We start from the raw sequence: 14168 nt of genomic DNA, 5'->3' as shown, positions 1-14168 counted from the left end.
AGGAGAGCGTATGGAGATACTTTATGTGAAAATTGGTTATGAAAATGGGAGGTATGTGTTTAAAAACGACCTTGTTTGTTCTGAAATACCAGAGGACATATGTGTTAATACGCCATTTTTTAACCAGGAGAACAGTATGGATGAGTTAATAGAGACTATTTTGGAAGAACCGGAAGAAAAAGTTGTTTTCTTTTACAATAGTGAAAATCAAAAACTGGTGCGTGAACTTGGACAAAGACTGTCGGCGGAATTCGGGAAAGAAATTATATTTGTTGGAATTGGTTTGGCTCAGAATTATTTATATTCCAATGGAAGGGAAAAAATATATTTGCTGGAGAGTTTTGAAAATTTAAGGCAGATGGAACAACTGCATTTTGCCGAATGCTGCGAAATACCTGTTTTGGATTTTGTTCCGGAGCACAGATATGATCAGCGCTATTATTTAACAATGAAAAATGGGTACGAAGCATTTGTTACAGGAATTTATCCGGAGCAAATGTCGTCCACGCTGGCCAAGCATATTGGAATAGAATCAGCGGAACATGCAAAGAAAATGTCAGAGTATCTTGATATAAATGGAGCTGTTTTTATTCAGAACACGGCGGCTTCCCAAAAGAAGGAATGTTCTTTGGATTTGATTGCACATTGTCATCAGATACAGGAAGATTGCGTGGAATTTGACGATTCGCCTTATTCTTACCAGAAATGTGTTTGTACATATACACAGTTTAAAGAGCTTGAAAAAGAAAATTTATTAAAGAAGGAGACAGCGTATTATCTGAAAATTGAACAGCCTGCAGATTTGGAGTGTTTTAAAGAGGAGTTAAAGCATTTTAAAAACTCCGGCAGTATTGATACTGTCAAAAGACGGCTGGTTGATGAATGCCGTTGGACAAATCAATGTACGTTAAAGGGATTAACCAGATATTCCGTAAAAGATAACTATGTTAAGCCATGTTTGACGTCCTCTCAGCTGTTAATGGAAGCAGAAGAAGAATTGGATATGCAGTTGATTTCCGCAAATAAATTAGCGGATCGGGCCATGATTACGAGAAACTGTGCAAATTGTGAAATGAGTTTATACTGTTCCAAATGTGCCTGTCTGCCGGAGGCATTTGAGAAAAACATGTATTGTAAATTCCTGCAGGAATTTACATATGCAGCTGAGTATTTGCAAAAAAGACAAGTTGTAAATTTTATAAGCCGGCACAGTTTTATTTTTAAAGACATGGAGAAAATTGAAATTTCGTCAAGCGTACATTGTTTTGAATATCCCGTAAAGGAAAAGGCAAAACCAATAGACAGAACAGTTTGTATCTTAAAAAAATGTGAAGAATATTATTTCATGCACTTGATGAAGGGCACGCTGATAAAAATTGAGCGGAAATATGTGTTTTTGCTTGAAGCCTGGGCTTTGGGAGAATCGGAAGAAAAGGTAACAGTCAGTATGGCAGAAAAATATCATATTCCTGTGTCTGATGCCAGAACCCTGGCTGCAAATGGATATGAAATGTTGAGGAAAGGCGGCATGATTGCATGAGTGAGTTATTTGGAATATTTCAGGAGATAAAATCATTATTGGGAGATCGGATTGAAGAATATGGCATTTATGAGGATATTTTTTCTAAAGTATATACTAATTTAGATGCTGTAACGAAAGAAATCGAATATTATGCAGAGAATGCATATTGTACAGGAAAGCGTATTCTGGAAATTGCCTGTGGCGACGGCAGCAGTTATATGATACCGCTTGCCAGGAAAGGTTTTCAGGTAGACGGTGTGGAACTATCGAAATCTATGATTGAAAGATATGAAGAAAATGTGAAACCTCTTCCAGATAAAATAAAGAAACGGTTACACGTTATAGAAGGCGATATTTTTGAATATGAAACGGAAGAAACATATGATTTAATCATCTTGCCTTCCACCACTATCTGTTTACTGACGGACGATTTGGAAAAAACTAAGTTATTATTTAGAAAAATAAGCGTGTGGCTCAGTGAAAATGGAAGATTTATGTTTGATTACCGCAGGGATCAGCATCTTGGTAATACTTATGAAACTGAATTAATGTCTCAGTGTAATGAAACAGACAGGTATTTTATGCTGATGCAGGAGTTTAATAATTATATTCCTGGAAAATCTGTTGTGAATATGTATGTGGAATCATTTTCAGATGGAAAAGAGAGAAAATGTATTGCGAGTTCAGAAAAAGTTATTATTACAGATGAATTGGTAAATGAATTAATCGCATCTGCTAACTTTGAAGTTCATAATAAGTATGAAATCAACTGTCAAGGCGCCCAGATTCGGCTGCTTGTTATAAAAAAGATTGGAGAGGATGATAGTGGGCAATAATATTTGGCTTCCTTTATGCAGGCCGGATGATGAAAAGATTAAAATTGTATCTGGAGACAGAATTTATTTAACAGATGTAAGAGGCAAAACATACATAGACGCCAACAGCGGGTTGTGGAATGTTCCGCTGGGATATTCAAATCCGGACATAAAAAGTTATATTACAGCTCAATTAGATAAGATCAGTTATGTAAATGCTTGCGAATTCAGCAATGAGCAGGCATCAGAACTGGCCGATATGCTCAGGCAGATGCATCATGATAAAATTGATAAAATAGCGTTTACCTGTACCGGTTCAGAGTCGGTAGAACTGGCAATTAAGTTAATACGAAAATATGCCAGTATGGGAGAGAAGCCTTTTAAACGGGATATAGCGATTATCCAAAATTCCTATCACGGCAGTTATTACGGTTCCATGTCATGCAGCAGCTATGACGCCCAGGAAAGAGAGGGATATGCGCCGCTGGTTGAAGGAATACGGGAATTAAGCGTTCCATTCTGTAATTGTTGGGAATTTAACAGCGTAACAGAAAATGGCGCGGGGGAACTGCAGGAGCGTTTGGACCGGGAGTTAGAACTTTATGAAGAAAGCCTGGGAGGAATTGTGATAGAGCCAATACTGGGTTCCGCAGGGGTGATTCCACTGCCCGGCTGGTATTTGAAGCGGCTTACAGACTTTGCCCATGAGAGAGATATACTGATTGTTTTTGATGAAGTTGCAACGGGTTTCGGAAGGACTGGATCAATGTTTTATTATCAGCAATATGGCTTTCAGCCGGATATTGTTACTATGTCAAAAGGCATCAATAATGGAATATTACCGTTAGGCGCTGTTGCCGTCTCAGAAAAAGTGACAGACAGATTCCGGGAAAAAGGAGAATTGCTGTTTCATCTGTCAACGCAAAATGGGAATGCACTCAGCTGTGCGGCCGGTGTTGCAACGATGAAAGAGTATTTAAGGAATGATAAAGCGATTTTGAAGCAGGTTAAAAATTTGGCCAGTTATTTTAGGAAAAACTTTGAAAAAAAGATAAAAAGTGAGTTTTCTGAAATATTTGATATACGGGGGAAGGGTTTAATGTTTGCTGTTGAATTAGCGGATAAAGATACGGGAATCAGAATACCTCAGGCTAAATTACTGAAAATTGTTGAATTACTGAAGAAAAATGGAGTAGTTCTGGAATGGAGTTATATTGAAAATGTGACTTCCTGCTTAGTATTGTTTCTTCCATTCATAATTCATGAGTGTGAAATAGATCAGCTTTTAGAAAAGATGAGAAAAGTATTCAGGCGAGTTTTGAATTAAAAGTTTAAAATACTATGCCGGGATAAGGAGGTGAATAACATGAAAAATGAACTGCAGAAAGAACATAAGTTATACTATGAAGAAATGGAAGAAGTGAAAGAATTTAGTCTTGGTGGTTTAAGTATAGGAGCCATTGTAGTTACAGGACTTGTTGTAATAGCAAAGTTATTAATGCAGCTATAGCTGTATTATAATAAAACCATAAAGAAAGGAAGGTGAAATGCAAAATGAAATTAAAGAAAAGTAAAAGTGATAAACCGACTGTAAACTTTGAAGTAATGGAAGTAGTTGAAGAACTGGGCGATGGATGGTTTGCAGCGGGAGTAGCTACTGGAGTAGCAATCGGAGCAATTGTTGTTTTAACTTAAAAAAGGAGGATTATAAAATGAACCAGTTAGAAGAAAAGAAGATGGAAGTAAAAGTAGATGAAAATAAGTATGAGGAAATGGAGTCTGCGGAAGAACTCGGAAATACACAGGACTATTTGACCGGTCTTGGTGTAGGACTAGGCATGGTAGCCGCTATTGTGGCAATCACTTAAGAGAAGGGAGTTTGATTGAATATGAAGCGCAGAAAGAAAAAGAACAACCAGGAAGCAAACTCTAAGTTTGAAGAAATGGAAGTGGCAGAAGAGTTAAGCGACGTATGGTTCGCGGCCGGAGTGCTCACAGGAGTAGCAATTGGAGCAGTTATAGTGACTTAACAGAAAATGGTAATGGGCTGTCGCATTAAAGGTCATAAACACCAGATATAGATACATCTGGCTGCTGGATATTCTGTATCTTGTGCAGAAGTTCTTGATGCGGCAGCCCCGACTTTAATTAGGAGGATGTATGCTCTGCAATCACTTGGAAATAGTATTTTTGGATGGTGATATGTATACAATAAAGAATACCATTACAAAGAAATATGTCAAAATGGGAAAGCGAGAAACCAAATATCTATTTGAGTGCATTGAAACGGAACCTGCTGAATTTCCGTTAGAAGATATATTACCACTTTCTGAAGCAGAAAAACAAGTCATGCATCAAAAATTCGATGAATGGGGATTTTTGGATGAAAATAAGGAGAATGGGACTGAAAAGAGAGATGTCACCAGAGTAAAATTATATGAATTTAATCCGGATCGTTTTCTTTACAAAATCCCGTCTGCTGTTATAAATTTATTTTCAAAGGCCGGCGCGAGTATGATAGCGGTGATGACAGTATTTGCATTTTATCTGCTCTGTACCGAACCGGATGCGTTTTTTAAAGCTGCCAAGGACAGCTTGCATTTCTCAATATGGCAATATGCGGTCTTTTATTTTTTAATGGCAGGAACCACCATGCTGCATGAGATTGGCCATGCGGTTTCGTGTAATAAGAATGGCGGAAAGGTATCGTCAATGGGAATTATGCTGTTTTTCCTGATTCCATGTTTTTATTGCGATGTGAGCGATATTTATATGTTTAAAAACAGGAAAAAAAGTTTTGAAGTTGCCGTGTCCGGAATTTTTGTAAACTATTCGATGGGAACTATTGCATGCATTTTATACTTTGTTTTGGACAGCTTAGGTATTTACATGCCGATTTTGATGTTTTACTATTTTGCAAATATCGGTTTTGTGGCATTTAATCTGATACCGTTTGTAAAATTAGACGGTTACTGGATTGTAGCAGCATTGTTGCAGGTAGATAATTTGATGGATAAAAGTATTTTAACCTTTTTTATAGGAATACTAAACCCCAGGGAACTACGGACAATGACGTGTGGTTTTGCCAAAAAAGCGATACTTTTTCTGTACGGTTTCAGTGCAATAGCGTTCAGGCCGGTATTTTGGATCATCAGCGTATATTCCGCATGTATCTTTCTGTCAGAGAAAGGAATGGATTATCTGTGCGGAGTGATAGTAGGATTTGTATTTGTAATGGCTTTAAAAGATATTTCTAATTTATTAAAGAGATATGTTGATATGTATGCAAATCAAAAGCAAAGAGTGTTAAGGATGGTGTAAGAGGAGGTGGAACAATGAATTACTCAGCATTAGCGGCAATATTTTTACTATCTGTATCGGCGTTGGCTGTAAGACAGAATAAAAAGAAGAAATGAGCCGGTAAAATTAAGTAATGTAAGATATGAACAGGAGGCCAATGTTAAATTGACTTCCTGTTTTTTGGCAAAATCAGATATATGTGAATCTGCCGGGCCAATGTTTCAAATCTGTTTTAATATCGGCCAGCCTGTTCTCTGTACGCCTTGGGCGTACATCCCGTCCGTTTTTTAAACATTCTGCTGAAATAATACACGTCCGGAATCCCGCATTTTTCCGCAATGTTTTTGATCGGAAAGTCCGTAACCGTCAGAAGCTTTTTCGCCTGTTCCACCCGCTGTCGGTTGACATAATCTGTAAGAGGAATTCCCACTTCCCGCTTAAACAGGGTGGAAAGATAACTGGCGTTTACATTCAGAAGTTCAGCCATGGCGTTCAGGCTTAAATCAGAAGTCAGGTCAGCGCTGATATAAGTCATTATTTTCTGGGTAAGCAGAGAATAGTCCTTAAGAGTGTATTTGCGTACCATACGGCAGTAATTGCGTACAAGCTGCAGCTGAATGGCGCTGCACTGCTCTCTGCTTGAAGCCTGTTCAATCAGTTTGACATTCTGGTTGGAGTGGGCGTCAATGTGAATGGGATGGACGCCGGTCTGTTCTACAGTTTTGCGGAGCAGCGTATTAAAAGCAATGGCGTAGTCTTTGCTGTCCCGCAGGCTGCTGTTCAGCCGGTACGGCAGATTGCGCCCATTCAGTTTGGAAATGATGTTTATGGCCTTGGATTCATTGCCCCGGGCTACCGCATCTAAGATCTGGGCTTCAATGGCATACCGTTCTTCAATCATCCGGATATTCATCCGGGAATCTTCTATATTGCTGTAGTGGACATAGGTTTCATACCAACTGTCCATATCGTTAAAATCATCATAAATAATTTCGTATTTATTTTCCCCGAAAATATAATTTCCCAGTGTAATAAAAATATTGTTGTAAACCGTTGGTGTGGGAAAGGAGGTCAGCCGCAGGTAAAATCCCTGCAGTACAGGCTGCTGGCTCTCTGGAATTTTCATTTTCCGAAACACTTCCTTCAGCCTTGCAGGGGACATTTCTTCAAACAGCACAGGGCCGCAAATCATCAGTATCGGACTGTCCGGAATACGGAGAATGGTATAGGTGCAGTGAAGTGTGTCCTTCAGGTAATAAATGGTATTTGTTTTTATCTTATTGAAGTACATCTGGATGAATTCATGGTCGTGATTTTCCAGAATGGTAGCCCGCAGGCCGTAATCCAGCCAGGAATAATCCTCGCAGGGCAGAGTAATACAGTTCACAGGTATTGTGTTGTTTTTCAGTAAGTCCTGTACAAAGGACAGTAATACTTGTTCTATTTTTCTCAACTTCTTTCTTTATGGATTGTTCTGGGGTGTGTTCTGGAATTTTCTGATATGAATAAGTTTCCCTTTCCTCCTGACTCCCCTCTCATGTAGAAAATGGAAAATTTTTTATTTATTTTTGCACATTTTTCAGGTGAAATCAACGCAAAATAAAAATAATGCAAAAAATGCTAAAAATCGTATCTCGCCAAAAAAAGATAATATAGTAGGATTATCACTATACATAACTTACAAAGTACGGCAAAAATTGCCTGTACAAATTGTGGAAAGTGACGTATAAAAACAAATCCATATGGAAAAATATTGTAGAAAATAAAGCAAGGAGGAAAGAAATGAGAAACATTATCAATCTGAACGAGGGATGGAAATTCTCCAAAGAGAATGAAAAACTGCCAGTGACTATGCCAGAGGACTGGCAGGACGTGAATCTGCCCCATACCTGGAATGCAGTGGACGGCCATGACGGAAACGGAAGCTATGACAGAGGTTGTTACTGGTATGCCAAAAGTTTTAAAACTCCGGTGCAGCCTCTGCCGGACGGCCGCATTATTCTTGAAATTCTGGCGGCGGGGCAGCAGGCCACCGTTTATGTCAACGGAAAGGGAGAATTTTACCACGAAGGAGGCTACTCCATATTCCGGGTGGATATTACCGACGCCTGCCGGGAGGAAGGAGAAAACCTTCTGGCCATTGCCTGCAGCAATGAGAATAAGAGCAGCGTTTATCCCCAGTCAGCGGATTTTACCTTCTACGGCGGATTGTACCGGGGCGTGAACTTAATCAGCGTGCCGAAAGCCCATTTTGATCTGGAGCATTTGGGCAGCAGCGGATTCATGGTGACGGCAGTTCCCTGTGACTGCGGCGGGGCTAAATTTAAACTGGAATCCTGGCCGGTGCATGCAGACGAGAATTTTACTGTCATCTACAGTATCAAAGATGCCCAGGGAAAAGAAGTTGCAGGCGCAGTGCGGCCCGCAGACAGTACGGCTGTTGAGGTCTATGTTCCGGATGTGACATTGTGGGACTGCAGCAATCCTTATCTGTATACGGTGACCGCCACGCTGCAGAGGAGAAATGAAGCCTATGATGAAGTTTCCGTTCGGGCAGGCGTCCGAAGCTTTTCCTGCGATCCGGACAAAGGATTTATTCTGAACGGAATTCCAACGCCTTTAAGGGGCGTCAGCCGTCATCAGGATCTTCTGTATAAGGGAAATGCCCTGACCAGAGAGGATCACTACAATGATGCGAAGATAATCAAGGAACTGGGGGCAAATACCATCCGTCTGGCCCATTATCAGCATTCCCAGGATTTTTATGATGCCTGCGATGAACTGGGATTTGTGGTTTGGGCAGAAATTCCCTTTATCAGCGTAATGAATGAAGATCCTGCGGCCCATCAGAACTGCATTAGCCAGTTAAAAGAACTGGTGCTTCAGAATTACAACCATCCCAGTATTTGCTTCTGGGGCATCTCCAACGAGATTCTGATTGGAGGAATTTCAGAGCAATTGGTAGAAAACCATAAAGAACTGAACGCCCTGTGCAAAAAGATGGACCCGACCAGGCTTACCACCATTGCCCATGTGTCCATGACGCCTGTCGACAGTCCGGTTCACGGAATTACAGATGTGGAAAGCTACAATCATTATTTTGGATGGTACGGCGGAAAAATGGAGGACAACGGGCCGTGGTTTGACAATTTCCACAAAGAGCACCCGGAGATTTCCATGGGAGTTTCTGAGTACGGCTGCGAAGGAATCATCACTTATCATGGGCCCAACCCGGCATGCAAGGATTACAGCGAGGAATATCAGGCCCTCTATCATGAGCATATGGCAAAAGTACTGGAGGAACGGCCCTGGCTCTGGTCCAGTCATGTATGGAACATGTTTGACTTTGGATGCGCTGCCAGAAATGAAGGCGGCGTTGCAGGAAGGAACAATAAGGGCCTGGTGACCATGGACCGGAAAACGAAAAAGGACAGCTATTACATTTACAAGGCATACTGGAACAAAGAACCCATGGTGCATCTCTGCGGCAGACGGTATGCCCAGCGTGCAGGGGAAACGACGGAAATCCGGGTGTACTCCAATCAGCCTGCAGTTTCATTGTTTATCAACGGAGAACTGGAAAGCGTAAAGACAGCGGACAAAGTATTTGTATTTACCGTGGCATTAAAGGACGGCTTCAATTCGGTTCTTGCGGTGGCAGGAGACTGTAAAGACAGCATGACCATTGAAAAAGTGGAAAAAGAACCGGAAATTTATGTGCTTCCGGAAGTAAATGAGCGGGCGGAAGGCGTGGCAAACTGGTTTAAACTGGCGGGAGATCTGGATTTGAAAGCGCCTATGGAATTTCCGGAAGGAAAATACAGTGTGCGCTGCACTCTGGAAGAAATTTCCAGATCCAAAAAAGCCATGGAAATTACCGCTAAGGCCATTAAACTGGCTACAAACTTTGCTTTGTCTCCGGGCGAAGGTATGTGGGATATGATGAAGAACATGAAGCCGGAGGATATGACGAAGATGGCAGGTTCCATGATGCCGGAAGGATTTGTGGAAAGCCTGAATGCGCAGCTCATTCAGATTGATAAGGAATAATTTATGGAAAAATAACAAATACTCTTTTGTACAGCGCTGTGTGAATCTCTGTCCGCACTGCAGATTCAAAGTCTGCTCTGGGGCGGAACAGCGCAGTGCAAAGACAGTGAAATTTTAATGAAAAAATAAAATTGCAGAAATGAGAGGAGAAATTATGGGAACAGATTCTAACTCTTCAGTTCGGCCTTTTGGCATGAAAGACAAGCTCGGTTATATGTTCGGTGATTTTGGAAATGATTTCACATTTATTCTGTCATCCAGCTTTATGCTGAAATTTTACACAGACGTTATGGGTATCAGCGCGGGGCTTGTAGGGGGCCTGATGATGGCGGCCCGTTTTATTGATGCTTTTACCGATGTTACCATGGGGCAGATTGTGGACCGTTCCAAGCCCACCAAAGACGGCAAATTCCGGCCCTGGATCAAACGGATGTGCGGTCCGGTAGCGATAGCTTCTTTTTTGATTTATCAGTCGTCTTTTGCAAATATGGCATACGGCTTCAAGGTGTTCTGGATGGCGGTTACCTACATACTGTGGGGCTCCATATTCTATACATCCATCAATATTCCCTATGGCTCCATGGCTTCCGCTGTATCTCCGTCTCCCAAAGACAGGGCGGAACTGTCTACCTGGAGAACCATCGGAGCGACCCTTGCAGGACTTGTAATTGGAGTAGGCACGCCGCTGTTTGCATTTGAGACAGTGAACGGCAACACCGTTCTTTCCGGTCCCCGTATGACGATTATCGCAGGTATATTCAGCGTACTGGCGATTCTCTGTTACCTGCTTTGCTTCAATCTTGTGCGGGAGCGCGTAGAGGTTCCTGCCAATAATCAGAAATTGGAAATCGGAAGGCTGCTTGCAAGCCTGGCCACCAACCGTTCGCTGCTTGGAATTATTGCAGCGGCAATTTCCCTGCTTCTGGCGCAGCTTACCATGCAGGGAATGGCAGGATTTGTGTTTCCTAACTTTTACGGAAGCCCTCAGGCTCAGTCGGCTTCTACCCTGGCAGGCTCTGCGGCAATGCTTTTAATCTGTGCGCCCCTGGCGGTAAAATTATCCACTCAGTTTGGGAAAAAAGAGCTGTCCATTGCATCCTGCGTGGTTTCGGCAGTTGTATTTGTGCTCTGTTTTATTGTGCATCCTTTAAATCCTTTTGTCTATGTGGGATTCTTCACAGCAGCTTATGTGGGAATGGGATTTTTCAATACGGTAATCTGGGCTATGATTACAGACGTCATTGACGATGCAGAAGTGAAAAACGGCATCCGTGAGGATGGAACTATCTATGCGGTATATTCCTTTGCCAGAAAAGTGGGGCAGGCCCTTTCGTCCGGTCTGACCGGCGTGCTGCTTTCCATGATTGGCTATACCCAGGCGACGGCATTTGATCCGGATGTAACTGAGGGAATTTTTAAAATGTCCTGTCTCGCCCCTGCCATCGGATTTGTGCTGGTAGCCCTCTGTCTGTGGTTTATTTATCCGCTGAATAAAAAACGCGTGGAAGAAAATGTGGCGGAGCTGGCTGCAAGGCATAAGGGGTAAAAACCATTGCCGGTGCATGTCCGGCATAAGTAAAAGAAGGAACTGCAAAGGATTTTGGCATATGTAAAAAGAGAAATTGAAAAGGATTTTTGGCATATGCAAAAGGAGAAAATTATGGCGGATAAATTTGCAGCCTATACAAAACGGAATGATTTCTTAATCTGTGTGGACAGCGACGGATGCGCGATGGACACCATGAATATTAAGCATTTCCGCTGTTTCGGCCCCTGCATGGTAACGGAATGGGGACTGGAAAAATGGAAGGAAGAAATTTTGGCCCGGTGGAATGAACTCAATCTCTATACCATGACCCGGGGAATGAACCGTTTCAAAGGACTGGTGAAATCCCTGGGTGAAATCCGGGAAAAGTATTGTGAAATCGAAGATTTCAATCGTTTGGAAAAATGGGTGGAAGAAACCGCTGAATTATCCAATGACGCTCTGGAACGGGAGATTGGGAAGGCGGACAGCGTATGTCTTAAGAAAGCCCTTTCCTGGAGCCTTGCGGTGAACCAGTCTGTGGGGCGTATTCCGGAAGAGGAAAAACGTCCCTTTGAGGGAGTGAAAGAAGCATTAAAGAAAGCCTGGCGGGATGCAGACATTGCCGTTGTATCCAGCGCCAACCCGGGGGCAGTGTTGGAAGAGTGGGATCTTCACGGACTTTTGGAATATACCGACGCGGTTTTTGCCCAGAATTCCGGCAGCAAATCATACTGTATTAAAGAACTGATGAAACGGGGCTACCGGCCGGAACATGTGCTGATGTGCGGAGACGCGCCGGGAGATTTGGAGGCGGCAAGGCAGAACGGAGTGTATTTTTATCCTGTCTTAGTGGGCAGGGAAGAAGAAAGCTGGAAAGAGTTCCAGGAAACCGGACTGAAGCGCTTTCTGGAGGATTCCTACGGCGGGCAGTACCAGACGGAAAAAGAAAAGCAGTTTCTGGAAAATCTGGGGGAAAAATAAATTTGGTCATACCGGGATGTCCAAAGAGCAGCACAAAAAGGAGGAGATATTATGGTAGATATGAAAGGGAAGCCCTTTTATCTGTCGGATGAGGACTGCAAATGGGTGGAAGACACCATTGCAAATATGACAGTGGATGAAAAAATCGGCCAGTTATTTTTCAACATGGGCTCTGCCCGTACCGAGGAATATCTGAAGATGACCGTGAAGGATTATCACATCGGCGGCATCCGCTACAATCCGGGAACTGCAGATGAAATCTATGAGCAGAACCGGATTTTACAGGAAAACAGCAAAATTCCGCTGATTATTGCCTGCAACACGGAAAACGGCGGGGACGGCGCCTGCACCGACGGCACAACCATCGGAAATCAGACGAAAATCGCCGCCACCGGGAATGCAGACTATGCCTATCAGCTTGGATATATGTCCAACCGGGAAGCTGCGGCCATCGGCTGCAACCTGTCCTTTGCGCCGGTCAGCGATATTCTCTATAACTGGGAAAATCCGGTTATCGGCCTGCGTACTTACGGAAATGATCCAAAGAGAGTGGCAGTAATGGCAAAAGCTTATATGGAAGGCGCCCACGCCAATCCGGGATTTTGCTGTGCAGCCAAGCACTTTCCGGGAGACGGCCTGGATTTCCGGGATCAGCATGTGGCAAACAGTGTAAATTCCATGAGCTGTGAAGAATGGGATAAAACCTTCGGCCTGGTGTACCAGGGCTTGATTGACAACGGACTGGAGGCAATTATGGCAGGCCATATTATGCAGCCGGCCTATGCCCGCCATTTTAATCCGGAGCTTACCGATGATGAAATGATGCCTGCAACTCTGTCACCGGAACTGATTCAGGGGCTTCTTCGGAAAAAACTGGGCTTTAACGGAATGGTGCTGACGGACGCTTCCCATATGGTAGGGCTCACCTGCCGCATGAAGCGCAGCGATGTGCTCCCGGCTGCCATTGCCGCTGGAGTTGACATGTTCCTGTTCTTCAATGAGATGGAAGAAGATTTTGCAAGCATGAAACAGGGATATCTGGACGGCAGGATTACAGAGGAACGTTTGGACGAGGCCCTCCACCGGATTCTGGCATTAAAAGCCCATATGGGACTCCACAAAAAGGCAAAAACAGAACTGATGCCGCCCAGAGAACAGGTGCATGAGATTGTGGGATGCCAGGCCCATAAGGAGATGCAGAAAGAGATTTCCGACAAATCCATTACCCTTGTAAAGTACAAAGACAAGGATGTGCTTCCCATTACGCCGGAACGGTACAAACGGATTATGATTGTGTACGTAAAAGGATTGTCTGCCCCTGGCCTCGGAGCGATTTTTGCGGCAAAGAAATCACCGGCAGAAACCCTGAAAGACAAGCTCTGCGCCCAGGGATTTGATGCTTTTATCTATGAGAGTCCTCTGGAACAGATACAGAAAAACATACAGGCCGGAGAAAAACCGGATCTCAATATGTATTTTGCCGGGAAAACCCCCATTAAAGAATTCAGGGAAAATCAGGACTTGATTCTTACGCTTGTGGATATTCCGGGAGGATTTCAGCCTGTGGCGCGTCCCGCATTCGGCATGACAAAGGGCGGCGGGGAGATTCCCTGGTATGTGTTTGAACTTCCCGTTGTGGTAATCGGCGTTCAGCATCCGTTCGTACTGGCAGATATTCCCCAGGCCCGGACGTATATCAACGCTTATGACAGCAAAGACGTGACAATGGATGCCCTGATTGCCAAGCTGATGGCAGGAGAAGAAGCCTTTACAGGAAAAGATCCGGTGGATTCTTTCTGCGGGCTGTTCGATACGCGGATTTAGGCGGATATTGCACTTTTTAATAATGGCAGAAGTTTATGATGAAATCTAGGAGGAAGAAATATGCAGATGACATTTCGCTGGTACGGCGAAGGAAACGACAGCATCACACAGGAGATGATCAAACAGATTCCCGGCGTCACCGGCCTGG

Annotated in this window: 14 protein-coding genes; 13 read left to right on the top strand and 1 reads right to left on the bottom strand. The window is 43.2% G+C overall.

Annotation, left to right across the window (positions count from 1 at the left end):
* Nucleotides 1–136 precede the first annotated feature (136 nt).
* From ACTO17_RS02595 to ACTO17_RS02560, 8 genes are all read left to right on the top strand, one after another.
* Complete coding sequence (locus tag ACTO17_RS02595; RefSeq protein WP_482556791.1) at nt 137–1540, top strand: hypothetical protein; 1404 nt, start codon at nt 137–139, stop codon at nt 1538–1540.
* Nucleotides 1537–2358, top strand: a complete 822-nt coding sequence (locus tag ACTO17_RS02590) for a class I SAM-dependent methyltransferase (RefSeq protein ID WP_482556790.1) — start codon at nt 1537–1539, stop codon at nt 2356–2358. The genes ACTO17_RS02595 and ACTO17_RS02590 overlap by 4 nt, the downstream gene beginning before the upstream one ends.
* Entirely contained in the window at nt 2348–3664 is a 1317-nt protein-coding gene (locus ACTO17_RS02585; RefSeq protein ID WP_482556789.1) for an aminotransferase family protein, read from the top strand. Before ACTO17_RS02590 ends, ACTO17_RS02585 begins: the two co-directional genes overlap by 11 nt.
* Before the next feature lie 39 nt (nt 3665–3703).
* Nucleotides 3704–3847 (top strand): hypothetical protein, encoded by a 144-nt coding sequence (locus tag ACTO17_RS02580; protein WP_482556788.1) that lies wholly within the window; start codon nt 3704–3706, stop codon nt 3845–3847.
* A 44-nt stretch (nt 3848–3891) separates the two neighbouring features.
* Entirely contained in the window at nt 3892–4032 is a 141-nt protein-coding gene (locus ACTO17_RS02575; RefSeq protein ID WP_482556787.1) for a hypothetical protein, read from the top strand.
* A 17-nt stretch (nt 4033–4049) separates the two neighbouring features.
* A complete protein-coding gene (locus ACTO17_RS02570) occupies nt 4050–4205 on the top strand; it encodes a hypothetical protein (protein ID WP_482556786.1) in 156 nt (51 codons plus the stop codon).
* Between the two features lie 21 nt (nt 4206–4226).
* The gene (locus tag ACTO17_RS02565; protein WP_482556785.1) at nt 4227–4367 is read left to right on the top strand and encodes a hypothetical protein; all 141 of its coding nucleotides are present in this window, start codon (nt 4227–4229) and stop codon (nt 4365–4367) included.
* A 160-nt stretch (nt 4368–4527) separates the two neighbouring features.
* Entirely contained in the window at nt 4528–5658 is a 1131-nt protein-coding gene (locus ACTO17_RS02560; RefSeq protein ID WP_482556784.1) for a metalloprotease, read from the top strand.
* 211 nt (nt 5659–5869) lie between these two features.
* Here the strand turns inward: ACTO17_RS02560 and ACTO17_RS02555 are convergent, their stop codons facing one another.
* Nucleotides 5870–7090, bottom strand: a complete 1221-nt coding sequence (locus ACTO17_RS02555) for a helix-turn-helix domain-containing protein (protein ID WP_482556783.1) — start codon at nt 7088–7090, stop codon at nt 5870–5872.
* 329 nt (nt 7091–7419) lie between these two features.
* On the opposite strand from ACTO17_RS02555, the gene ACTO17_RS02550 reads away from it, so the two are divergent.
* From ACTO17_RS02550 to ACTO17_RS02530, 5 genes are all read left to right on the top strand, one after another.
* Nucleotides 7420–9687, top strand: coding sequence for a glycoside hydrolase family 2 protein (locus ACTO17_RS02550; RefSeq protein WP_172538237.1), 2268 nt, complete (start codon nt 7420–7422; stop codon nt 9685–9687).
* A gap of 154 nt (nt 9688–9841) precedes the next feature.
* Nucleotides 9842–11233, top strand: a complete 1392-nt coding sequence (locus ACTO17_RS02545) for an MFS transporter (protein WP_482556782.1) — start codon at nt 9842–9844, stop codon at nt 11231–11233.
* A gap of 114 nt (nt 11234–11347) precedes the next feature.
* Nucleotides 11348–12196 (top strand): HAD family hydrolase, encoded by an 849-nt coding sequence (locus ACTO17_RS02540; protein WP_172537176.1) that lies wholly within the window; start codon nt 11348–11350, stop codon nt 12194–12196.
* A gap of 51 nt (nt 12197–12247) precedes the next feature.
* Nucleotides 12248–14020, top strand: a complete 1773-nt coding sequence (locus ACTO17_RS02535; protein ID WP_482556781.1) for a glycoside hydrolase family 3 protein — start codon at nt 12248–12250, stop codon at nt 14018–14020.
* 60 nt (nt 14021–14080) lie between these two features.
* Nucleotides 14081–14168 (top strand): mannonate dehydratase (locus tag ACTO17_RS02530; RefSeq protein ID WP_482556864.1); only part of this gene is annotated, 88 nt, incomplete at its 3' end.

It is taken from the genome of Petralouisia sp., assembly GCF_056822245.1.
Note: the sequence above shows the minus strand (reverse complement) of the source record. Positions and strands in the feature narration are given on the sequence as shown.

Bases quoted from the DNA above. Each gene is read 5' to 3' on its own strand.
- ACTO17_RS02545 (WP_482556782.1), top strand. From the start codon at position 9,842: ATGGGAACAGATTCTAACTCTTCAGTTCGGCCTTTTGGCATGAAAGAC.
- ACTO17_RS02575 (WP_482556787.1), top strand. From the start codon at position 3,892: ATGAAATTAAAGAAAAGTAAAAGTGATAAACCGACTGTAAACTTTGAA.
- ACTO17_RS02550 (WP_172538237.1), top strand. From the start codon at position 7,420: ATGAGAAACATTATCAATCTGAACGAGGGATGGAAATTCTCCAAAGAG.
- ACTO17_RS02565 (WP_482556785.1), top strand. From the start codon at position 4,227: ATGAAGCGCAGAAAGAAAAAGAACAACCAGGAAGCAAACTCTAAGTTT.
- ACTO17_RS02580 (WP_482556788.1), top strand. From the start codon at position 3,704: ATGAAAAATGAACTGCAGAAAGAACATAAGTTATACTATGAAGAAATG.
- ACTO17_RS02540 (WP_172537176.1), top strand. From the start codon at position 11,348: ATGGCGGATAAATTTGCAGCCTATACAAAACGGAATGATTTCTTAATC.
- ACTO17_RS02570 (WP_482556786.1), top strand. From the start codon at position 4,050: ATGAACCAGTTAGAAGAAAAGAAGATGGAAGTAAAAGTAGATGAAAAT.
- ACTO17_RS02595 (WP_482556791.1), top strand. From the start codon at position 137: ATGGATGAGTTAATAGAGACTATTTTGGAAGAACCGGAAGAAAAAGTT.
- ACTO17_RS02535 (WP_482556781.1), top strand. From the start codon at position 12,248: ATGGTAGATATGAAAGGGAAGCCCTTTTATCTGTCGGATGAGGACTGC.
- ACTO17_RS02590 (WP_482556790.1), top strand. From the start codon at position 1,537: ATGAGTGAGTTATTTGGAATATTTCAGGAGATAAAATCATTATTGGGA.